General features: G+C 59.6%; 20 protein-coding genes. 8 read left to right on the top strand and 12 right to left on the bottom strand.

Going from position 1 to position 21,056, the window contains the following annotated elements:
• Positions 1–23 precede the first annotated feature (23 nt).
• From G5315_RS14035 to pspA, 9 genes are all read right to left on the bottom strand, one after another.
• Positions 24–992 (bottom strand): ABC transporter permease, encoded by a 969-nt coding sequence (locus tag G5315_RS14035; protein WP_236267855.1) that lies wholly within the window; start codon positions 990–992, stop codon positions 24–26.
• Entirely contained in the window at positions 989–2,002 is a 1,014-nt protein-coding gene (locus G5315_RS14030) for an ABC transporter ATP-binding protein (protein WP_040069348.1), read from the bottom strand. The genes G5315_RS14035 and G5315_RS14030 overlap by 4 nt, the downstream gene beginning before the upstream one ends.
• 143 nt (positions 2,003–2,145) lie before the next feature.
• Positions 2,146–3,291 (bottom strand): ABC transporter substrate-binding protein, encoded by a 1,146-nt coding sequence (locus tag G5315_RS14025; protein ID WP_421333237.1) that lies wholly within the window; start codon positions 3,289–3,291, stop codon positions 2,146–2,148.
• A gap of 197 nt (positions 3,292–3,488) precedes the next feature.
• The gene (locus G5315_RS14020; protein ID WP_005346246.1) at positions 3,489–4,412 is read right to left on the bottom strand and encodes a LysR family transcriptional regulator; all 924 of its coding nucleotides are present in this window, start codon (positions 4,410–4,412) and stop codon (positions 3,489–3,491) included.
• A gap of 190 nt (positions 4,413–4,602) precedes the next feature.
• Positions 4,603–5,634 (bottom strand): YcjF family protein, encoded by a 1,032-nt coding sequence (locus G5315_RS14015; RefSeq protein ID WP_040069345.1) that lies wholly within the window; start codon positions 5,632–5,634, stop codon positions 4,603–4,605.
• Between the two features lie 53 nt (positions 5,635–5,687).
• The gene (locus G5315_RS14010) at positions 5,688–7,094 is read right to left on the bottom strand and encodes a YcjX family protein (protein WP_421333236.1); all 1,407 of its coding nucleotides are present in this window, start codon (positions 7,092–7,094) and stop codon (positions 5,688–5,690) included.
• Positions 7,095–7,239: 145 nt separating this feature from the next.
• Positions 7,240–7,644 (bottom strand): envelope stress response membrane protein PspC, encoded by a 405-nt coding sequence (pspC, locus tag G5315_RS14005; protein WP_005333670.1) that lies wholly within the window; start codon positions 7,642–7,644, stop codon positions 7,240–7,242.
• The gene (pspB, locus tag G5315_RS14000; RefSeq protein ID WP_005333672.1) at positions 7,641–7,877 is read right to left on the bottom strand and encodes an envelope stress response membrane protein PspB; all 237 of its coding nucleotides are present in this window, start codon (positions 7,875–7,877) and stop codon (positions 7,641–7,643) included. The genes pspC and pspB overlap by 4 nt, the downstream gene beginning before the upstream one ends.
• A 3-nt stretch (positions 7,878–7,880) precedes the next feature.
• Positions 7,881–8,567, bottom strand: coding sequence for a phage shock protein PspA (gene pspA / locus G5315_RS13995; RefSeq protein WP_421333235.1), 687 nt, complete (start codon positions 8,565–8,567; stop codon positions 7,881–7,883).
• Between the two features lie 196 nt (positions 8,568–8,763).
• On the opposite strand from pspA, the gene pspF reads away from it, so the two are divergent.
• The 6 genes from pspF to G5315_RS13965 all read left to right on the top strand — a co-directional run bounded on the left by pspF (position 8,764) and on the right by G5315_RS13965 (position 15,205).
• A complete protein-coding gene (pspF, locus tag G5315_RS13990) occupies positions 8,764–9,792 on the top strand; it encodes a phage shock protein operon transcriptional activator (protein ID WP_421333234.1) in 1,029 nt (342 codons plus the stop codon).
• A 108-nt stretch (positions 9,793–9,900) separates the two neighbouring features.
• The gene (gene sapA, locus G5315_RS13985) at positions 9,901–11,496 is read left to right on the top strand and encodes an ABC transporter substrate-binding protein SapA (RefSeq protein ID WP_041202111.1); all 1,596 of its coding nucleotides are present in this window, start codon (positions 9,901–9,903) and stop codon (positions 11,494–11,496) included.
• A gap of 2 nt (positions 11,497–11,498) precedes the next feature.
• Positions 11,499–12,458, top strand: coding sequence for an ABC transporter permease (locus G5315_RS13980; protein WP_421333233.1), 960 nt, complete (start codon positions 11,499–11,501; stop codon positions 12,456–12,458).
• 35 nt (positions 12,459–12,493) lie between these two features.
• Positions 12,494–13,387 (top strand): ABC transporter permease subunit, encoded by an 894-nt coding sequence (locus G5315_RS13975; protein WP_421333232.1) that lies wholly within the window; start codon positions 12,494–12,496, stop codon positions 13,385–13,387.
• A complete protein-coding gene (locus G5315_RS13970) occupies positions 13,387–14,385 on the top strand; it encodes an oligopeptide/dipeptide ABC transporter ATP-binding protein (protein ID WP_005333679.1) in 999 nt (332 codons plus the stop codon). Before G5315_RS13975 ends, G5315_RS13970 begins: the two co-directional genes overlap by 1 nt.
• 34 nt (positions 14,386–14,419) lie before the next feature.
• Positions 14,420–15,205, top strand: a complete 786-nt coding sequence (locus G5315_RS13965) for an ATP-binding cassette domain-containing protein (RefSeq protein WP_421209248.1) — start codon at positions 14,420–14,422, stop codon at positions 15,203–15,205.
• Between the two features lie 104 nt (positions 15,206–15,309).
• Here the strand turns inward: G5315_RS13965 and htpG are convergent, their stop codons facing one another.
• Together htpG and recR are read right to left on the bottom strand one after the other, a co-directional pair.
• Positions 15,310–17,223, bottom strand: coding sequence for a molecular chaperone HtpG (gene htpG / locus G5315_RS13960; protein WP_139746660.1), 1,914 nt, complete (start codon positions 17,221–17,223; stop codon positions 15,310–15,312).
• A 165-nt stretch (positions 17,224–17,388) separates the two neighbouring features.
• On the bottom strand, positions 17,389–17,991 hold the full coding sequence (gene recR, locus G5315_RS13955; RefSeq protein ID WP_019444931.1) for a recombination mediator RecR: 603 nt from the start codon (positions 17,989–17,991) through the stop codon (positions 17,389–17,391).
• A gap of 214 nt (positions 17,992–18,205) precedes the next feature.
• Between recR and G5315_RS13950 the strand changes: the two genes are divergently transcribed.
• Together G5315_RS13950 and G5315_RS13945 are read left to right on the top strand one after the other, a co-directional pair.
• A complete protein-coding gene (locus tag G5315_RS13950; RefSeq protein ID WP_421221570.1) occupies positions 18,206–18,928 on the top strand; it encodes a DUF2982 domain-containing protein in 723 nt (240 codons plus the stop codon).
• A gap of 468 nt (positions 18,929–19,396) precedes the next feature.
• Positions 19,397–20,428: a LacI family DNA-binding transcriptional regulator gene (locus tag G5315_RS13945; protein WP_216953430.1), complete on the top strand. Its 1,032-nt coding sequence runs from the start codon at positions 19,397–19,399 to the stop codon at positions 20,426–20,428.
• Positions 20,429–20,573: 145 nt separating this feature from the next.
• Here the strand turns inward: G5315_RS13945 and G5315_RS13940 are convergent, their stop codons facing one another.
• The gene (locus tag G5315_RS13940) at positions 20,574–20,993 is read right to left on the bottom strand and encodes a GNAT family N-acetyltransferase (protein ID WP_236348616.1); all 420 of its coding nucleotides are present in this window, start codon (positions 20,991–20,993) and stop codon (positions 20,574–20,576) included.
• Positions 20,994–21,056: the final 63 nt, after the last annotated feature.

Genomic DNA, 21,056 nt, shown 5'->3' with positions numbered 1-21,056 from the left:
CATGGATGAGTGCAATATGGGCATCAAAGCGCATCAAAGGCTCCTAACCGTTTCGCAATCGCCAGATAGATGGCGATGATAAGGATCGGCACCAGCGAGAAGGCTGCGGCAAAGGGCAGGTTGCCCGCCGTTCCCTGCTGCATGTAGACCACCTGACCGATATACATGGTCGAGTTGCCGATGATGCCGGGGATGATGTAATCACCGAGGGTCAGCGAGAAGGTGAAAATGGAGCCCGCCACCACACCGGGCAACGCCAGCGGCAGGATCAGGTTGCGAAATGTCTGGGCGGGTGTCGCCCCCAGATCGCTGCTCGCCTCCAGCAGGGATCGCGGAATACGCTCCACCGCCGCCTGAATGGGCAGGATCATGAAGGGCAGCCAGACATAGACGAACACGATAAAGGTGCCGAGCCGCGAGAAGGAGAGCGACGGGCCACCTATCACCGGCAGGGAGAGGATGGCATCGAGCAACCACTCCAGCCCCATGCTGTCGGCCAGCCAGCTCAACACCCCCTCTTTGGCCAAGATCAGCTTCCAGGCATAGACCCGCACCAGATAGCTGGACCAGAGCGGCAGCATGATCCCCACATAGAACAGCGCCCGGGTCTTGCCACTGGTGTAGCGCGCCATGTAGTAGGCAACCGGAAAACCGAGCAGGGCGCAGGCCAGGGTCACCAGTAGCGACATGCCGACGGTGCGGCCGATCACATCCAGATTCTCCGGTCGCAGCAGGGCTACGAAGTTTTGCAGCCCCAGCTCGTGGCGTACCTGACCGCTGAACTCGTCCAGCCCGAACAGGGAGTTGGAGAGCAGCATCAGCAAGGAGCCGACATAGATGATGCCGAGCCACAGCAGCGGCGGCCCCAGCAGGATCGCCAGCAGCAGGCCGGGTCGACCATAGAGCAGGGTCGAGAGGCGCCGCAGCGGCCTGAAACGGGCAGGTTCGGGCTGATGGTTCATGGCAAGACTCGCACTGTGAGGGGCACTCATGGCTGCGCCCCCTGATGGGCGCCGCTCAGGCGGTGGATGGCCTGCTCCGGCCAGCTGAGGCTGACCCTGCTGCCACGGGCCAGACGGGCCTGCCCCTCATTGGGGTGATTGACGATGATCTCGAGCTGCTCCCCGAGATCAACCCGATAACGGACGAAGGGGCCCAGATACTCCACCTCGCGGATCTCCCCCGACCAGCCCGGCGCGCCCGCCTCACCGAGCCGGATCCGCTCCGGGCGCACCATCATCTGGCTGCCGTCACCGCACAGCCGTCTGGCCTGCTCCCCTTCGAACAGATTGACGGTACCGACGAAGCGGGCCACAAACGGCGTTGCCGGAGCGTCGTAGATAGTATCGGGCGCAGCGATCTGCTCAATCTTGCCCTGACTGAAGATGCAGATCCGGTCGCTCATGGAGAGCGCCTCCTGCTGATCGTGGGTGACGAAGATAAAGGTGATGCCCAGCTGGCGTTGCAGCGCCTTGAGCTCAAGCTGCATCTGCTCGCGCAGCTTGAGATCGAGGGCCCCCAGCGGCTCATCCAGCAGCAGGATGCGTGGCTGGTTGATAAGCGCCCGGGCGATGGCGATGCGCTGGCGCTGGCCGCCGGAGAGCTGGCTTGGTCGGCGCTTGCCGACCCCGGGCAGTCGCACCAGCTCCAGCATCTCGTCCACCTTGCGGTAACGCTCCGCCTTGGCCACCCCCTTGAGCATCAGGCCATAACCGATGTTGTCCCGCACATCCATGTTGGGAAACAGGGCGTAGTCCTGAAACACGGTATTGAGGTTGCGATCGTAGGGGGGCACGGTGGAGCAGGGCTCGCCGAACAGGCGGATCTCCCCGTCGCTCGGGTACTCGAAGCCCGCGATCATCCGCAGGCAGGTGGTCTTGCCGGAACCGCTCGGCCCCAGCAGGGTAAAGAATTCCCCTGAGGGGATCTGGAAAGAGATGTCATCGACCGCCTTCACCTCGCCATAGTGGCGGCTGACCCGGTCAAATTGTACGGCGTTCATGGGGCGTCCTTGTCTGTGCTGGGATGGGCCGGACTCCTGTCCGGCCCGCTTGATTATCCGCTCTCGGCAGTCGTGCAGAGGAGGCGCAACTCCCCTGCCGTTGGCAAGGTGGCAGCCGGGGCGACCACCTTGCTCACACCGCCTTAGCGACCGCCCAGAATGGCGATATAGTCGGAGACCCAGCGGTAATAGGGCACGCAAGTTCCCTGGCTCTTGCACTGGGAGACCGGAGTGCGCCAGAAGCGAACCCGATCGAAGTTGTCGATACCGTTAGTTTTGCACCCGGTCGGGCCCAGCAGGGCATTGCCCTCGCAGGCGGCAGGTACCACAGGCACCGAGCCAAACCAGGCGGCGAGATCTCCCTGCAGCTTGTTGCTCAGGGAGTGCTCCAGCCACTTGTAAGCGCAGGTGAGGTTCTTGGCATCGCTGTGCACCATGCTGGTATCGGCCCAACCGGTCACTCCCTCTTTCGGCACAGTGGTGGCGATGGGCTGCTTGTCGGCGATCAGGGCGTTGGCCTGGAACGGCCAGGAGCCTGAGGCAACCACCCCTTCGTTCTTGAAGTCGTCGATTTGAACGAAAGCATCATGCCAGTAGCGTCCCACCAGCTGGCGCTGCTTGCGCAGCAGATCGAGGGAGGCCTTGTACTGCTCCTCGTTCAGCTCGTAAGGATCCTTGATGCCCAGTGCGGGCTGATGGGTCATCAGATAGAGGGCGGCATCGGCGATGTGGATCGGGCCATCAAAGGCCTGCACCCGCCCCTTGTTGGACTTGCCATCCGCCAGGGTCTGCTCCTCGAACACCACGTTCCAGGAGTCTGGTGCCTTGGGGAACACCTTGGTGTTGTACATCAGGATATTGCCGCCCCACTGGTAGGGCACGCCGTAGTGTTTGCCATCCACAGTGTGCCAGGGGGCATTTTGCAGACGGGGATCAATCTTGCTGTAGCTCGGGATGAGCGCCAGATTGAGCGCCTGCACCTTGCCACCGGCAATCAGACGCAAGCTGGCATCGCCGGAGGCGGTCACCAGATCGAAGCCCCCCTCGTTCATCAAAGCTACCATCTCGTCCGAGGTGGCCGCCGTTTTGGCGTTCACCTTGCAGCCGGTCTCTTTCTCGAATCCGGTCACCCAGTCGTAGTTCTTGTCGGTCTCACCACGTTCGACGTAGCCAGCCCAGGCCACAATATTGAGCTGGCCTTCACCCTTGCCGAGCTCGGTCGGGGCAGCCTGGGTCTGGCCTGCCAGCAGCGCCGGAACAAGAGCCAGCATCAGAGGGGTCAATTTCATCATGCACTCCTTGCATTGTGTTGACTTGCATCAGGTGAGGGAACGCCGCCGTGGGCGTTAACATCCTGTTAACCAGAAATGAGCTTAGGGGAGTGGCAATACGATGAATATTTCAATTTTTGGTGGCTCAGGTATCAGCTAAATCGATATCGAGTGCAGATGAATCTGATTTTTGGTGGCTACCCCGCAAGAGATGGCTAGCGAGGGAGCGCCTGACGGGCCCGCAACCGGCTCTGATCCCGCGCAATATCGATAAATTCCCGCGCCGTCCAATCCAGCCGAGAACCACGGCGCCACACCAGCCCGATATCGATGGCGGGAATGGGCTCCTTGATGGGGCGCGCCTCGACCCGCTCCTGCTCCAGCGACCAGGGGCGATAGGCAAAATCGGGCAGCAGGGCGACCCCGAGCTGGCTCGCCACCAGACTGCGCACTGCCTCCACCGACGCGGTGCGCAGCACGATGCGGGGGGAGATGCCGTAGCGACGCAGGCCGCCACCGATGATCTGATCGAGCTGATCGGCGGTCAGCGAGATCATCGGCTCCTCCCCCAGCGCGGTGAGCGAGAGGGTCGACTCGGCGCAGAGCGGGTGGTTGGCGGCCAGCCAGAGCCGCAGCGGCGAACGGGTCAGCAATTCGGTATCAAACGCCTCTTGCCGGATGGTGCGGTTGGTCATCAGGATCCCCACATCCACCTCGCCGTTGACGATCTGGTGCTCAAGGAAGGGCTGTTCATCCTCCTTCACCTCGATCTGTACCGCCGGAAAGGCGCGGCGAAAGCGGCCAAGCGCCTCTGAGAGGTAGTAACCCGCCACCAAGGTGGTCACACCGATAGTGAGCCGTCCCTGATCCTGCTGGGCTACTGCTTTGAGGGAGTGGCTCGCCTCGGTCATGGCGCCGAGAATGCGGCGGGCGTGGAGCAAAAACTGGTGCCCCTGAGTGGTGAGGGTGACGCCGCGCGGATTGCGCTCGAATAGCGGGGCGCCGAGCTCGGTCTCCAGCTCGCGAATGGCGCTGGTGACCGCCGACTGGGAGATATGAAGCTCGGCTGCGGCACGGCTCACTGAAAAGCTGTCGGCCACGGCCACAAAATAACGGATCTGGCGAAAGGTAAAGTTCATCGGGCATCCTTGCCGATTGGTACGATGAGTGTGATTGGTAAGATTGACTGCCAGCTTAACCGTAAACGGGCGCCTCGCCAAAACCAGGCACTGCTGCCAACTCAATGATCTGCCGATTAAAACCATGCCCCTGTGGCTTGGCGAGCACGACAGGGGCATGGATCATCGCAGCAAGGTGCAGACAGGGCTATCAGGATTTGTTGAGGTACCCCGCCAGCTGGCCGATCAGCCGCTTGCGCAGCTCGCCGAGTTTGGGTTTCTCGTCCGCACACCAGGGCAGCGGACGGCACGCCTCTATGGTGCGCAGGCCAAGGCGAGCGGTGAGCAGCCCGGCCCCCACCCCTTGCGCCGCGCGGGCAGAGAGCTTGGCGGCAAACTCGGCGCCCAGCAAGTCCATCCCCACCTCGGTCACCAGCTCGGTGGCACCGGCGTAGAGCATGTTGCGAAACACCTGACGGATCAGACGTATGCGGCTCCAGTAGCCAAGTTCGATGGCGTAGACATCGGCGATATCCTCGATCATCCGCAGGTTGCGCCACAGCATCAGCATCATGTCGACGGTAGCGAGCGGGCTGAGCGCCACCAGCACGGCGGCCTCCCCCGACCATTTTGCCACCCGCGCCTGTGCCAGCTTGTCGCGCTCGGCGAGCACCAGCTGGCTGTAGAGGGTCAGCACTTCCCGATCGCTGTGGCTCTCATCGAGCTGGGCCAGCCAGGTTTGATACCCCTCGCGCCCCTTGTCGCCACTTTTGACCGCCAACCCTTCGCAAAAGGCCTGCCCCTGCCCGACTCCCTGATGGGCAAGCAGATCTTCTGCTCGCGAGCGTACATCCTGACGCCGCTTGAGAGTGCGTAGTCGCAGCCACTCGCGCCCCACCACGCTGGCGGTCCCCGCCGCCACCAGCGCCGAGGCCGCCAGCCAGGCGCTGCCCCAGAGCGGGGTGGTGAGGAATTGATCGTAAAGAAAGGCGCCATACTGGCCCAACGAGAGCAGACCGACCGCCCCCAGCCCCCACGCCAGCAGCCGATGGCGGCGACGCGGTTTGATGACGAGGGCGCTCTCCACCTCGGTGAACTCGTCCAGCTCGTCGAGGCGCTCGAAGCTCGCCTCCTCCAGCCGCTGGGACGGTGCGGGCGGGCGCTCGTCACTGGGCACCGTCAAGGCAGGCTCAAGGATCACCTTGCCCTGCAGCGGTGGCCGCTCTTTTAACTGATCGTTCATCGCATTGTTCTCCTGTGCGCAGCCTTCGGCTCAGGTGCCAAGACCGCACACCGTTATTCGAGGTGATCCCCGAGCAGAAACTCCAGCGCCGCATCGAGCCGGATATGGGGCAACGCCTGATGGGGGCTCATGGGCATAGGGCGAAACGCCTGAAAATCAAAGCCCTGGCTGTTCCACCACTGCGCTGGCGGAATATGGGGAGGCACCTCCCCCGGGAACAGCAGCAGCGATTCACCGCTCAGGCTGGTACCGCGGATGGCGGGGAACTCGCGGCCATTGGCCACCCCCTTGCCCACCTCGGTCGCCTTGATGGCGGCGAGCGCCAGACACTCGGTGGTGATCCCCTCAAAACGAGCCTGACCGCGACCGCTGCGCACCAGATGCTGCAGCAGTGAGACCATGGGCGCATGTTGTTCGGGGGTGACGTGATCGGCCTTGCTCGCCACAAAGAGCAGCTTGTCGATACGGGGCGAGAAGAGTCGCCGCCACCAGTTGCTCTTGCCGTAGGCAAAGCTCTCCATGATGCGGGCGATGGCCTGCTGCATGTCGCCAAAGCTGGCCGCCCCGGCGTTAAGCGGCTGCAGGCAATCCACCAGCACGATCTGGCGATCAAAGCCGGCAAAGTGCTGCTCATAAAAACCCTGCACCAGATGCTGCTTGTACTGCTCGAAGCGCTGCTTGAGAGTGGCGTAAAGAGTGCCATCGGCGGGCTCGCCGACAGGCATCTCCCACACCCAGGGGACAAATTGCAGCATGGGGGCACCGGCATACTCCCCCGGCAAGACGAAGCGGCCGGGTTGAATAAGGTGCAATCCCAGCTCCTGTTTGCAGGCATGCAGATAGGCGGTGTAGCGCTCGGCAAGCTCAGCCACCGGCCGCTCTTCGAAGCGCTGATCGACCTGCCACCCGGGTATCAGCCAGCTGGCGGCAAGTGCCTGCAGCTCTGGGCGACGAAGCTGCTCGCGCACCTGTTCGCTCCACTGCTCGTAGCTCATCTCAAGGAGCGGCAAGTCGAGCAGCCACTCCCCGGGGTAGTCCACCAGATCCACGTAGAGGGTGGAGATCTCCCCCAGATGCTTGCGCAGGGGATGACGGGTGCGATAACGGATTTCGAGGCGCACTTCGGCCACCCCGCGGGTGGGTTCGGGCCAGGCAGGTGGATCGCCAAACAGGGAGTCGAGGCCACGCTCGTAGGCAAAGGTGGGGATGTGGGCATTGAGCTGCGGCACCCGGCGGGCGCCGAGGATGCGCCCCTGACGCAGGGCATCCCACAGGGGCAAACGGCCATCGATGGCCGCGTGTTCCAGCTGGTTAACCAGCGCCGTGATAAAGGCGGTTTTGCCGCTGCGAGAGAGGCCGGTCACCGCCAGCCGAATATGGCGATCCCGCACCCGGTTCACCACGTCGTTCGCCTTGTGTTGCAGGCGAGTCAACTTCTGTTCCAGTTTATTGAGTATCAAGGCTTGATCCGTTCTCCCTTGGTGGTTGCATCCGGCGTGCTCAGCCGTGCGAGAGGTCGACCGCTTATCCACGTCTGGATAGTTGTCGTCGATGGTGGATCATCACAGAAGATTCCACCATCGACATTGAGTGATTTGGCAAGCACTACAGCTTGCGAAATTCCCGCTGCAGGGTGAACTCCCTTGAGGTCACCAGCTTCTCGATCCGCTGAACTCTGGGCTCCAGCGCGTCAAGTTCCTGCGCGATGCGGCCCAGCGCCTGATGAGGGGTGATCCCCGCCTGCCAGCTGCGCGCTTTCATCCGCACCTCGGCAAAGTCGGCATCCTCTTGCGAGTAGAGGGTGACCGGCTTTTTATCGAGCAGGAACCAGGCAGCGATATAGGCGGTGAAGGTGATGAAACCGGCGAAGATAAGGCCACTGATGGCGAGCAGCCGCACGATCCAGGTCTCCACCCCGAAATACTCTGCCAAACCGGCACAGATCCCGGCTATCTTGCCGCGCTGGGGATCGCGATAAAGGTTACGCCCTTCACGACTGACACTGCTCATACCTTGTTCCTCCAACCGGGTACTTCCGCGTCCAGAATCGACTCCAGCGCGCCCACTCGCTCCTGCATCTTCTCGGTGCGAGCCAGCAGCCCTTGCAGCTGTTCCCGCTCGCTATCGGCAAGACCGGCGCCAATCCGCCCCTTGGCACGATAGTGCAGCACCAGCCAGATGGGGGCCACCACCACCATGAAGACCACCATGGGAACCATCAATACGCCCAGCAGATCTTCCATCTGTTACTCCCCCTGTTTGCCTTCGCTTTTGCTGTCGCCCTGACCCAGCTTCTGGCGCATGGCTTCCAGCTCAAGGCTTATCTGATCGTCCACTTCCAGCTCGGCAAACTGCTGCGCCAGCGCCTTGTCGGACTGACCCAGATCGGCGCGCGCTTCCATTTCGTCGATGCGACGCTCCATCCGCTCAAACTTGCTCACCACAGCCTGGCTCTCGCCACGGGCTACCTGGCTCTGCACATTGAGACGGCTGCTGGCCGCTTCGGTGCGAATGGCCATCGCCTTTTGACGGGCGCGGGCATCTTCCAGCTTGGCTTCGAGCTGACGGATCTCTTCACCCAGCTTCTCGATGCCGCTGTCGACCGCTTGCTGCTCGCGGTAGAGGGTCTCTGACAACTCGGTCTGTTTCTTCTTCTCGATAAGGGCGGCGCGGGCCAGATCTTCACGCCCTTTGGTCAGGGCCAGCTCGGCCTTGGCTTGCCACTCGTCGACCCGCTCCTGATGACGGGCGACCTGACGACCAATCTCTTTCTGGCTGGCGAGGAAGCGGGCCAGATTGGAGCGCTCCTTGACCAGCTCGTCCTCCATCTCCTGGATGATCAGGCGCACCATCTTCTGGGGATCTTCTGCCTTGTCGAGCAGGGCCGTCAGGTTGGAATTGATGATGTCGGCCAGACGGGAAAAAATACTCATGATTGCACTCCTGTTATTGGCATGGCGTTGTTTCTCCATTGACAATGGCAACTTGTGTGCCAATCTTGAACAAAATTTAACTTGTTGATTTATATGGGGCAGAATAGCCGGATTGCAAGATGCCTCGCGCAAGAGATGATTAAAATCACCAACTTTTGGTAAGATTTACCAGCTTTTACAACTGACAGGGATCACTATGACCACGGCCACGGAAAGCCTGCTGGGGGAATCCAACGCATTTCTCGAGATCATTGAGCAGGCCTCACGGCTCGCCCCGCTGCGCAAACCCGTGTTGATCATCGGTGAGCGGGGGACGGGCAAGGAGCTGATCGCCCACCGCCTACATTATCTCTCGGCGCGCTGGGATCAAAGCTTTGTCACCATCAACTGCGCCACCCTGAGCGAGAGCCTGCTGGAGACCGAGCTGTTCGGTCACGAAGCGGGATCGTTTACCGGCGCGGCCAAGCGCCATCAGGGCCGCTTCGAGCGGGCCGATGGCGGCACCCTCTTCCTCGACGAGCTGGCCACCACCAGCGCCAGGGTGCAGGAGAAGTTGCTGCGGGTCATCGAGTATGGCGAGTTCGAGCGGGTGGGTGGGGCCAAGCCCCTCAAGGTGGATGTGCGGCTGGTCTGCGCCACCAACGAGGATCTCCCTGCGCTGGCCGACAAGGGGCAGTTTCGCCACGATCTGCTCGACCGGCTCGCGTTTGATGTGATCACCCTCCCCCCCTTGCGGGAGCGGCGGGAAGATATCCTGATGCTGGCGGAGCATTTCGCCCACAGCATGACCCGGGAGCTGGGTTATCCGCTGTTTGCCGGTTTCTCGCGCAAGGCAACCCAGCTGCTGCTGGATTACCACTGGCCGGGCAACATACGGGAGCTGAAGAACGTGGTGGAGCGCAGTATCTATCGTCAGGGCAATCCCCAGTTGCCGCTCTCGACCCTGGTGCTCAACCCGTTTGATTCCCCCTGGCGACCACAGGTCACGCAACCTGCGCAAGAGGCCCGAAGCGAGGTACAATCTGCATCCCCCCTCGCCTTGCCGCTCGATCTCAAGCAGGCGGTGGCGGAGTACGAGATTAATTTACTCAAGCAAGCGATGCAGCAATCCCAGTATAATCAGCGCAAAGCCGCTCAACTGCTGGCCTTAAGCTATCACCAGTTCCGTGGCATGCTACGCAAATATCAGCTGCTGGATGGCGATAACGATGCAGAACAAGAGTGAAGGAGTGCGGTTGATGCCGACTCCAGCAACACGCCAGCCTTCGCGCTGGCACATTTGTATCAAAACGTGCGTACAAAACCCCTATAAGAACATGGTTCAACAATGAGAATGCTCACACCCTTGCTGCTGGGTCTGCTGGTGCTGGTCACCGGCTGCCAGAAGCAACCCGAGGCCTCCAAAACCGGACTCATCTATTGTGCTGAGGGATCCCCCCTCTCCTTCAATCCCCATGTTTCCAACTCCGGGGTGACACTGGATGCCAGTGCCCGTCCGCTCTACGACCGCCTGCTGGAGGTGAACCCCAACACCCTGGCGTTGGAGCCGGCGCTCGCCACCAACTGGCATGTCAGCGAGGATGGCCTCACCTATACCCTGACCCTGCGCAAGGGGGTGACGTTTCACCATACTCCCTGGTTCAAGCCCACCCGCACTTTCAATGCCGATGATGTGGTCTTTACCTATGCCCGCCAGCTTGACGAGCAGCACCCCTATCACAATGTGTCCGGGGGTGATTACCCCTACTTCTACAGCCTGGGGCAAGATCTGCTGATCAAGCGGGTGAGCAAGAAGGGGCCGCAGACGGTAGTATTCGAGCTGAACCAGCCGAACGCCTCCTTCCTCGCCACCCTGGCCAGCGACTATGCGGTGATCCTCTCCGCCGAATACGCCGAGCAGATGTTGCAGGCGGGCACACCAGCCCTGCTGGATAGCCGCCCCATCGGCACCGGGCCGTTCAGCTTCAAGGAGTATCGCCACAACGAGTTCATTCGCTATCTGCGCCATCCCGGCTATTGGGGCGGCGATGCCAAGATTGAACAGCTGGTCTACGACATCACCCCCAAATCCGCCAAACGGCTGGCCAAGCTGCTGACCGGCGAGTGCGACGTGATGAGCACCCCTTCCGCTAGCCAGCTCTCGGTGATCAAGCAAAATCCGGCGCTGAGTCTCTCGGTCCAGTCGGGGATGAACGTCGCCTTTTTGGCCCTCAATACCCGCAAGCCGCCGTTCAACAACGTCAAGGTGCGTCAGGCCATTGCCAGCGCCATCAATATCGACAATCTGCTGCAGGCGGTATATTTCGATACTGGCCTGCCCGCCAACAGCCTGCTGCCGACCCTCTCATGGGGTTACAACCCCAGCCTGCCCGAGCGCAAACCCGACCTGAAACGGGCGCGCCAGCTGCTCAAGGAGGCGGGACTGGAGAAAGGGTTCGAGATGCAGGTGCTGGTACAGCCGGACGCCCGCCCCTACAACCCGGATGCGGTCAAGACTGCCCAGCTGATCCGCAGCGATCTGGCCAAGGTCGGGATCAAGCTCAAGATCGTGCAACGGGAGTGGCCGGTGATCGAAGGCCGTCTCACCAAGGGGCAGTACGACAGTCTGCTCTCCGGCTGGATTGCCGATAACGCCGATCCGGACAACTTCTTCCGCCAGCTGCTGAGCTGCTCGGCAGTGGAGCGCGGCAACAACTACAGCCGCTGGTGTAGCCCGGCCTTCGATCAGTTGCTGGATGATGCGGTCACCACGCCCCAGCTCTCGTTCCGGCTGCGTAACTACTACTATGCCCAGACCCTGCTTAACGAACAGCTGCCGCTGATCCCGCTGGCGCACGCCTTGCGTACCCAGGTCAGCCGCAGCGACATCGAGGGGCTGACGCTGATGCCCTTTGGCGGCACCTCCTTCAACCAGGCTCACAGGGAGTAAGCATGCTTCTATACACCTTGCGCCGCATCAACCTGCTGCTTATCACTCTACTGGCGCTGACCTTTGTCGCCTACCTGCTGGACTACCGGCTGATCGGCAATCAGCTCAGCTTCTGGAGCGGCTATCCCGACTTCCTGCGCCGCATTTTCGCAGGCGACCTGGGGCTCTCCAGCATCTCCGGGCTGCCGGTGCTGGACGAGATCCGCCACTATTTTCCCGCCACCCTGATCCTCTGCCTAGCGGCATTTGCCATCTCGCTGCTGGTGGGTATTCCCCTCGGCACCCTGGCGGCCCTGTCACAAGGCAAGACGCTGGATCTCTCCATCATGACCGCCGGTCTTATCGGCTATGCGGTGCCGGTATTCTGGCTGGCACTGCTGGTGGTAATGCTCTTTTCGCTGGATCTTGGGTGGCTACCATCATCAGGACAGATCAGCCTGCTCTACGACGTACCACACATTACCGGTATTGCCCTGATCGATGTGTTGTTGAGCCACGAACCCTGGCGGCAAGCGGCACTGCACGATGCCCTGCGCCACCTTATCCTCCCGTCACTGGTGCTGGCGGTGGTGCCCACCACCGAGGTGATCCGTCATGTGCGCAGCTCGCTCATCGACGTAATGAAGCAGAACTACATCAAGGCGGCGGCGAGCCGGGGCCTGTCCAAGGCACAGATCGTCTGGCGCCATGGTCTGAAGAACGCCCTGCCGCCGGTGCTGCCGCTGCTGGGTTTGCAACTGGGCAGTGTGCTCACCTCCGCCATGATCACCGAGGTGGTGTTCGAGTGGCACGGGATCGGCCGCTGGCTCATCAGCAGCATCGCCCTGCAGGATTACGCGGCCATCCGCGGCGCCACTCTGGTGGTGGCCAGTTTCGTGATTCTGATCAGCGTCAGCACAGAGTTGCTGACCACCCTTATCTATCCGGCACGGCGCAAAGAGCTCTATGCCAAACAGGATTGAACGCGCTCATGGCGTGACCAGGAGCCAGGTACTCTATGCAAGATAAATCGAACATCTATCCCGAACTCAAGATCCTCTCGCCCCTTGAGCAGACGTGGGCATCCTATCGCCGCAATCCGCTCGCCATGGTGGGGCTCTGGTGTTTTTTGCTGTTGCTGCTTATCACGCTGGTGGGGCCGCTGGTCGTTCCCTACGGTATTGATGAACAGCACACCGACAGGCTGCTGCTCGCCCCCTCCTGGGCGGCGACCGGCAATATCGACTACTTCCTTGGCACCGATGATTTGGGGCGCGACATGCTCTCCCGGCTGGTGGTGGGGGCACGTCTCACCTTCGGCTGTGCCCTTGTCGTGGTGGTGATCGCCATGGTGGTGGGCTCCGCCATCGGCATACTCGGCGGCATGAGCAAGGGGCTGAAATCGAGCGTGCTGCACCACCTGCTCGATACCCTGCTCTCCATCCCCTCCCTGCTGATGGCCATCATCATGGTTGCCATTCTGGGGCCGGGCCTTGGCAATACCCTGATCGCCATTACCCTGGCATTGATCCCCCCCTTTATCCGGGCCACTTACAACGCGGTGCATGCCGAGATGCAGAAGGAGTACATCATTGCCAGTCGGCTCGATGGCTCGCCCCCCTTCAGGATCATGCGGCTGGCTATTTTGCCCAATATCGTCGAGACCCTGGTGGCCCAGACCACCCGCACCTTGTCTGCGGCCATTCTCGATATCTCGGCAGTCGGTTTTCTCGGCCTCGGCGCACAATCCCCTCAACCGGAGTGGGGCACCATGCTGGCCGATTCGAGTGACCTCATCTATCTCGCCCCCTGGACCGTCACTTTGCCGGGCATGGCTATCCTGTTCAGCGTGCTGGCCACCAACCTGGTTGGTGAAGGCATCCGCGAAGCACTCAAAGAGGGGAATGACTGATGCCGCTGCTCGATATTCGCAATCTCACCATCGAGATCGACACACCGCAAGGCAAGGTCAAGGCGGTGGACAAGGTGAGCCTGACCCTGACCGAGGGGGAGATCCGCGGTCTGGTGGGTGAATCCGGCTCAGGTAAAAGTCTGATCGCCAAGGTGATCGTCGGCATCGAGAAGGACAACTGGACGGTACGTGCCGACCGGATGCGCTTCAACGACATGGATCTGCTGACCATGGCCCCCAAGGAGCGCCGTCGCATCATGGGTCGCGAGATCGCCATGATCTTCCAGGACCCCATCAGCTGTCTCGACCCCTCCGAGGAGATCGGCACCCAGCTGGAAGAGGCAATCCCGACCGATTCGTTCGAGGGGCAATTCTGGCAACGCTTCCAGTGGCGCAAGAAGAAGGCCATCGCCCTGCTGCACCGGGTCGGCGTCAAGGATCACCGCAAGGTGATGCGCGCCTATCCCCATGAGCTGTCGGATGGCATGTGCCAGAAGGTGATGATCGCCATGGCCATTGCCAACCAGCCGCGTCTGCTGGTAGCCGACGAGCCCACCAGCGCCATGGAGTCCACCACCCACTCCCAGATCCTGCGACTGCTGGACAAGATGAACAAGCTGGGTAATACCACCATCCTGATCATCAGTAACGATATCGCCGCCATCGCCAATCTGACTGATACCATCAACGTGATGTATTGCGGCCAGATGGTGGAAGTGGGCACCCGGGAGCAGATCCTCGAGACCCCGCACCACCCCTATACCGATGCCCTGCTCAAATCGATCCCCGACTTTGACAAGCTGGTGCGCCACAAGTCGCGCCTCGAGACCCTGCCCGGCGTCATCCCGCCGCTGCAACACCTGCCCATCGGCTGCCGTCTGGGGCCGCGCTGCCCCTACGCCCAGAAGCAGTGCGTGCAGACTCCGTTGATGAACAAGATCAAGGGCCATCAGTTCAGCTGCCACTTCCCGCTGAACATGGAGGAGCCAAAAAAATGATGACCGTTAATGCCCCCATGAAGGAGCCCCGCTTGTGATCGAGCCATCCCTGTTGCAGGTCAGAGGCCTTAGCAAAACCTACCAGAACCGCACCGGTCTATTCCGTCGTCAGGCGGTGGAGGCGATCAAGCCCCTCTCGTTCGATCTCGAGGTGGGTCAGACCCTCGCCATCGTCGGCGAAGCTGGCTCCGGCAAGAGTACCCTCGCCCGCATTCTGGCCGGCATGATCGAACCCACCAGCGGCGACATCGCCATCGACGGCCAGCTGATGGTGCATGGCGATTACCAGACTCGCTGCAAACTGCTGCGGATGATTTTTCAGGATCCCAACACCTCGCTGAACCGCAAGATCCGGGTCGGCCAGATCCTGGAAACCCCGCTGCGTCTCAACACCGAGATGACCGAGGAGGAGCGCCGTGAGAAGGTGGTGCAAACCCTGCGCATGGTGGGGATGCTGCCGGACCACGCCCTGTTCTATCCGCAGATGCTCTCCTCCGGTCAGCAACAGCGGGTGGCGCTGGCACGCGCGCTGATCCTCAACCCCAAGATAGTGGTGGCCGATGAGGCGCTCTCCACCCTGGATATCTCGGTACGCTCCCAGATCATCAATCTGCTGCTGGATATGCAGGAGACCATGGGACTGAGTTATGTGCTGGTAGCCAACGATCTGGGCATCGTCAGCCATATCAGCGACGAGGTGCTGGTAATGCACGAAGGTCGGGTGGTGGAGCGCGGCAAGACTCTCAAGGTGTTTGCCGATCCCCAGCATGAGGTGACTCGCCGTCTCATCCAGAACTACAACAACGAATACCGCAAATAGAGAGGCGCTGGCCGCTCCCTTGCCGCTGTGTTTCGCCGAGCTCACTCGGCGAGATCAAAAAAGCCCACTGCATGCAGTGGGCTTTCTGTTACCGGCGTTGCTGCTTAGGCTTGCAGCAGCAGACGGTTGATACGGGAGACGAAGCTCGCCGGATCGTTCAGCCCGCCCTGCTCGGCCAGCTGGGCCTGTTCGTGCAGCAGGGTGACCCACTCACCGAACAGAGCCTCGTCTTCAATGGTGTCGAGTTTCTTCACCAGCGCATGGTCAGGGTTGAGCTCCAGAATGTACTTCTGCTCCGGTACCGGCTGGCCGGCCGCACGCATGAGCTTGATCATCTGGGTGCTCATACCGTAGGCGTCAGTGACGATGCAAGAGGGTGAATCGGTCAGACGGTGAGTGACACGCACCTCTTTCACTGCATCGCCCAGGCTCTTCTTGACCCGCTCCACCAGACCGGCGTTAGCTTTTTCGGCCTCTTCCTGCGCCTGCTTGGAGGCTTCATCTTCCAGATCGCCGAGATCCAGTTCGCCACGGGTGACGGAGATGAGCTGCTTGCCGTCGAACTCGGTCAGGTGGCTCATCAGCCACTCGTCCACTCGCTCCCACATCAGCAGCACTTCGACACCCTTCTTGCGGAAGATCTCGAGATGCGGGCTGTTCTTGGCAGCGGCATAGGAGTCGGCGGTGATGTAGTAAATCTTCTGCTGACCTTCCTTCATGCGGCCAACGTAATCCTCGAGAGAGACTGTCTGGGCTTCGCCCTCGCCAGCGGTGCTGGCAAAGCGCAGGAGCTTCGCGATCTCTTCGCGGTTGGCGTAATCCTCGGCCGGGCCCTCTTTGAGCACGTTACCGAACTCTTTCCAGAACTTGGCGTACTTCTCGGCATCGTCTTTCGCCAGCTTGGAGAGCATGGTCAGGACGCGCTTGGAGCAAGCTTTGCGCAGGGAGGCGGTCACCTTGTTGTCCTGCAGGATTTCACGGCTAACGTTGAGCGGCAGATCGTTGGAGTCCAGCACCCCTTTGACGAAGCGCAGGTAGGTCGGCATAAACTGCTCGGCGTCGTCCATGATGAAGACGCGCTGCACGTAGAGCTTCAGACCGTGCTTCTGCTCGCGGTTGTAAAGGTCGAACGGAGCGCGGGCCGGCACGTAGAGCAGGCTGGTATACTCCTGCGCCCCTTCCACCCGGTTGTGACCCCACAGGAGTGGATCTTCAAAGTCGTGGGCGACGTGCTTGTAGAACTCCTGATACTCCTCGTCCTTGATATCTTTCGGGTTGCGGGTCCACAGTGCAGTCGCGCGGTTGACCTGCTCCCACTCGCCCGGGGTGCCGACGATGGTCTCACCATCCTCTTCGCGATCCGGCGTACCCTCTTTGTACATTTCCACCGGCACGCTGATGTGGTCGGAGTATTTGCTCACCACGGAGCGCAGACGCCAGTCGTCGAGGAACTCGTCCTCTTCGGCACGCAGGTGCAGGATGACGTCGGTACCGCGACCCTCTTTGGTCACATCAGCGACGGTGAAGGAGCCTTCCCCTTCCGATTCCCACTGTACGCCCTGCTCCGGAGCAGTACCGGCGGCGCGGGAAACCACGGTCACCTTGTCGGCCACGATAAAGGCAGAGTAGAAACCGACCCCGAACTGACCGATCAGCTGGGAATCCTTGCCCTGATCGCCGGAGAGGTTTTTGAAGAATTCGGCGGTGCCGGACTTGGCGATGGTACCCAGATGCTCGATCACCTGATCACGGGTCATACCGATCCCGTTATCGGAGATGGTCAGGGTACGCTTCTCTTTGTCCACCACCAGGCGCACACGCAACTGGCCGTCGTTTTCAAACAAAGAGGCATCGGAAAGCGCCTTGAAGCGCAGCTTGTCCGCCGCATCGGATGCGTTGGAGATCAGCTCGCGCAGGAATACTTCTTTGTTGGAGTAGAGGCTGTGAGCCATCAGGCTCAGCAGTTGTTTGACTTCAGTCTGAAAGCCGTGGGTTTCGGCATGAACACTTTGGGTCATGGACCAATCCTCAGAAACATCGGGTTGAACATATGCCCAACCTAGATGGGGACGGCCAATCAAATATCAAGGGGGCGAATGTGCAATCCTGCTCATTCGCCCCCTTTTTCCATTCAACTGCCGATTTTCTGATCAAGCCGCAATGATACAGCCCTATCCCGCCCCTTATTTGAGGCGCTGACGCCCCATCAGGGAGTGGGAGAGCGTGGTGCCATCCACCAGCTCCAGCTCTCCGCCCACCGGCACACCGTGGGCGATGCGGCTCACCTCTACCCCGGCAGCACGGGCCATATCAGCGATATACCAGGCGGTAGCATCCCCCTCGATGGTGGGATTGGTGGCGAGGATCAGTTCGCTGATGTGCTCTTCCTTCAGGCGGCGCTCGAGAATATCGAGTCCCAGCTCCTCCGGGCCTATGCCGTCCAGCGGCGAGAGGTGGCCCATCAGCACGAAGTAGCGGCCGGAGAACTGGCCGGTCTGCTCGATGGCGGCCACGTCCGCCGGGCTCTCCACCACGCAGAGCAGACCGTTCTCTTCCCGCTTGGGATTGGCGCAAATATCGCAGCGATCGTTCTCGGTAAAGGTGCGGCAGTGGCTGCAGTGGCCAATCTCGGTCAGGGCGCGAGAGAGCAGTTGGGCCAACCGCAAGCCGCCGCTGCGCTCACGCTCGAGCAGGGTAAAGGCCATCCGCTGGGCAGACTTGGGCCCCACCCCCGGCAATACCTGCAGGGCTTTCATCATCTCATCGAGCAGGGGACTGAACTTCATAACACTCCTTACACAGGCCTGCCCCTCGCCACCACCAAGGCCACGACGGGTCAGCAAAACAGGATAACGCCATTGGCGCAGGACTATACCCGAGCCGGCCCATGACTGCCATTTGCTTTGCTGGCCAGCGCAAAAACGCGGCGCTTATACTTGGTCAAAGACAAACGGGTGGTGTCATAAAAGATCGCCCCCCTCATCAGGACAAGGAGGTTAAATGGAGACACAACATATAAAGCCTCTGGTCCGCCGAAACGGACTAACCCTGATCTGGGCCGGGGGGCTCATCACCAGCCTGATGCTATTACTACTCTGGTTGCTTGTGGAAGGCCCGGTGCTCCCGGCCTATATATTGCTACTGAGTGGCATGATGATAACCTTGATAGGCTGGTTCAAGCTCAATGAGCCCCCGATCAGCCTATCCCTATGCCAGCACTCCCTCCACTATCACCACAAATATGGCGGCTGGGCACTGAAGTGGCACAACATCCAGCGTATCGATCAACCCAGAATCCATGTTGGTTGGGATCTCCAGCCCCTGCCCTATATCGGTTTCAAGATAAAACAGTATGACGAGTTTCTGACACTGATCACTCCCAGACTGGCCGTGCATCTGTTGACAGAGCAGCGCCCTGTGTTGCTGCATGCCCTGCATAATGAGCAGCTCCATGGGCAGCCAGTGCATACAAATGACCCCTTACAAGGCATCGACTGGCTGGAGGAGAGTCACTTTTGCTCCCCGCAAGGGCTGCACTACGATGGCGCATTGGCCATGCTGGCTCAACGGATGATTCGCATGCGCCACTTGCTCGGTTATGACCTGTTGATCCCGGTAGGCAGCCTGGATCGGGAACCGGATGATTTCCTCAAACTGCTGCGCCAATACAGGCAGGAGGCGATCGTCTCTCCACTACCTTCATCAGAGCCACACGCTCAATAACCCCCCTGCCAAGTGGTTGTCGCTACGTCCCAGGCACTAAACGGTGAGCTATCCAACGCGGTTGTAACACCCATTAGACGATTGCAGAGAGTGCTGATGAGAACTACCGATTCCCATAACACTAAATACTCATACCCTGAAGTAACCACCCTTCACCATGTGGTGCGGTGTTTATTTGAACAGTTAACTGCCATGGGTCATGGCAGTTAAAGAGGCTCATTTTTCGACATTGGATGCCAAAACGCTCAAGCGCTCTTGGCAACACGTTTTTATTTGTAATGGCTAACCAAAATCTAATTACCATACAAGTAACCCGAATTGCCGACGCACCTCCTACAGCGAATCATCACTTTTATTTAAGCCTTATTTTTTATACACTTAAATACATGTCGGGAGATTATTGGATGGCTTTTCCCTCAGATAACGAAGGATGTCGAGCCGAGTAAAACCAATCAGGAAGCAGAACACGTGTCCTCGAGAAGCAAACAAACCGTCAAGCTTGATGATGTCGCGGCCCTGGCCAAGGTGTCCCCCTCGACAGTCTCACTTTATGTACGTCATCCAGACAAGGTAAAAGCCAATACCGGCCATAAAATTCAGCGTGCCATTGATGAATTGGGTTATGTGCACAACAAAATTGCCAGTCAGTTTACTGCCGGGCGAAGCTCGGCAATGGCAATTATCGTTCCTTCCATTTCCAATATTACCTTTAGTACCTTTGTCCAGCAGATTGAACATATCGTGAGTGATGCAGGTTTTCAGCTCTATATCGCATCTCATGATCACTCAATGGAAAAAGAGGAGCAGCAGATCCGCTCCATTTTACAATGGTCTCCTGCTGCCATAACCCTCACTGGCGCGAAGCACAGTGATACTACGATTCGTATGCTGGAGCACAGTGCGGTGCCTGTGGTTCAAGCATGGCAAATCGGTGAAGCCAGTCCGTTTGTCGCGCAGGTCGGTATAGATCATTTTCAGGTGGGTTACGATGCCGCATCTTACCTGATACGCTCCGGCTGCCATAAAATTGCCTATTTCACGACCCGTTTTAACGATGACGTGCGTGCGCAGAGCCGCTACAGCGGCTTTTGCCAGGCACTTGAGACGGCGGGTATGGATCCCTTGTTGGTCGAAATCCCTTACAGCGACAATATTTACCCCGCCGCACGCGAACTACTCATCAAGACACTGCTCAAAGAGCGCAAACTCGACGGCATTTTTGCATCAAACGATACCATTGGTACTGCATTGCTGATGGAGGCGATTGCACGCAATATCCCGGTACCAGAGCAACTATCTATCATCGGGTTTGGCGATTTTCCAGGCAGCGGTTATCTGGCCCCCGTGACCTTGTCCAGTATCAATATCAATATTCACTCTGTTGCCAGCCAGGCTGCATCCATGATGTTACGGATGGCTCGCGATCCCGATTATAGAGGCGAGATCATTGATGCCGGATTTGACTTGATCCCCAGACAGAGTACCCGGTTTGTTTTGTGACCAAGCCAATACAGTCACACCATGAACCATCACAAAACCATGGCCTTGATAAATAGCCCATAAAGATAAATGCCCCTCATGTATCTACCAGAACACTATCCGTTGCGTCAGATATTTTTAAGCAGGACACCAGTCACTGCCTGCGCTACAAAGTTTTGGTTAAGTAATATCGTTGATGAAACACCGGGCACTTTTCCAACGTCATGACGACTGAATACCCCCGCGCTTGGTAAAAAGGCTTTGCTTGAAAGCTAAAAGTATCGAGCTGTGAAAAACAGCAGCCGCGCTCGCGGGCAGCCTGCTCCATCGCCGCCAATAACCGGCCTCCTACACCGCGCCCCCGCAGGCTACTGGCCACCCACAGATACTCGATATAGAGCCAGTTACCGTAGGTATGGCCGCTGCATCCTCCGGCACGACGCATCTGCTCATCCTGATAGAAGATGGCAAGTGGGCGACGTATCTGTTCACCGACAAACTCACGATTGGTTTTGATCAGGTTGTCTCGTAAAAAATCTATGTCGTCCTGGCTGGGGTTTTGCACAACGTCAAGAGTGTCAATCATGCTGCTCTGCTCCTCTGTTGAAACATAATGGCCGTGAACATTGTCACGGCCATGGGTTATCCG

The sequence above is a fragment of the Aeromonas sp. 603607 genome, from assembly GCF_049171595.1.
GTDB classification, from domain to species: domain Bacteria; phylum Pseudomonadota; class Gammaproteobacteria; order Enterobacterales; family Aeromonadaceae; genus Aeromonas; species Aeromonas veronii.
Note: the sequence above shows the minus strand (reverse complement) of the source record. Positions and strands in the feature narration are given on the sequence as shown.

What these genes read in the sequence shown, in the direction of transcription:
- pspF (WP_421333234.1), top strand. Translation starts at nt 8,764, where the DNA reads ATGACCACGGCCACGGAAAGCCTGCTGGGGGAATCCAACGCATTTCTC.
- G5315_RS13975 (WP_421333232.1), top strand. Translation starts at nt 12,494, where the DNA reads ATGCAAGATAAATCGAACATCTATCCCGAACTCAAGATCCTCTCGCCC.
- G5315_RS14025 (WP_421333237.1), bottom strand. Translation starts at nt 3,291, where the DNA reads ATGAAATTGACCCCTCTGATGCTGGCTCTTGTTCCGGCGCTGCTGGCA.
- pspB (WP_005333672.1), bottom strand. Translation starts at nt 7,877, where the DNA reads ATGGAAGATCTGCTGGGCGTATTGATGGTTCCCATGGTGGTCTTCATG.
- G5315_RS14015 (WP_040069345.1), bottom strand. Translation starts at nt 5,634, where the DNA reads ATGAACGATCAGTTAAAAGAGCGGCCACCGCTGCAGGGCAAGGTGATC.
- G5315_RS14035 (WP_236267855.1), bottom strand. Translation starts at nt 992, where the DNA reads ATGAGTGCCCCTCACAGTGCGAGTCTTGCCATGAACCATCAGCCCGAA.
- pspA (WP_421333235.1), bottom strand. Translation starts at nt 8,567, where the DNA reads ATGAGTATTTTTTCCCGTCTGGCCGACATCATCAATTCCAACCTGACG.
- G5315_RS14030 (WP_040069348.1), bottom strand. Translation starts at nt 2,002, where the DNA reads ATGAACGCCGTACAATTTGACCGGGTCAGCCGCCACTATGGCGAGGTG.
- recR (WP_019444931.1), bottom strand. Translation starts at nt 17,991, where the DNA reads ATGAAGTTCAGTCCCCTGCTCGATGAGATGATGAAAGCCCTGCAGGTA.
- G5315_RS13950 (WP_421221570.1), top strand. Translation starts at nt 18,206, where the DNA reads ATGGAGACACAACATATAAAGCCTCTGGTCCGCCGAAACGGACTAACC.
- htpG (WP_139746660.1), bottom strand. Translation starts at nt 17,223, where the DNA reads ATGACCCAAAGTGTTCATGCCGAAACCCACGGCTTTCAGACTGAAGTC.
- pspC (WP_005333670.1), bottom strand. Translation starts at nt 7,644, where the DNA reads ATGAGCAGTGTCAGTCGTGAAGGGCGTAACCTTTATCGCGATCCCCAG.
- G5315_RS13940 (WP_236348616.1), bottom strand. Translation starts at nt 20,993, where the DNA reads ATGATTGACACTCTTGACGTTGTGCAAAACCCCAGCCAGGACGACATA.
- G5315_RS13970 (WP_005333679.1), top strand. Translation starts at nt 13,387, where the DNA reads ATGCCGCTGCTCGATATTCGCAATCTCACCATCGAGATCGACACACCG.
- sapA (WP_041202111.1), top strand. Translation starts at nt 9,901, where the DNA reads ATGCTCACACCCTTGCTGCTGGGTCTGCTGGTGCTGGTCACCGGCTGC.
- G5315_RS14020 (WP_005346246.1), bottom strand. Translation starts at nt 4,412, where the DNA reads ATGAACTTTACCTTTCGCCAGATCCGTTATTTTGTGGCCGTGGCCGAC.
- G5315_RS13980 (WP_421333233.1), top strand. Translation starts at nt 11,499, where the DNA reads ATGCTTCTATACACCTTGCGCCGCATCAACCTGCTGCTTATCACTCTA.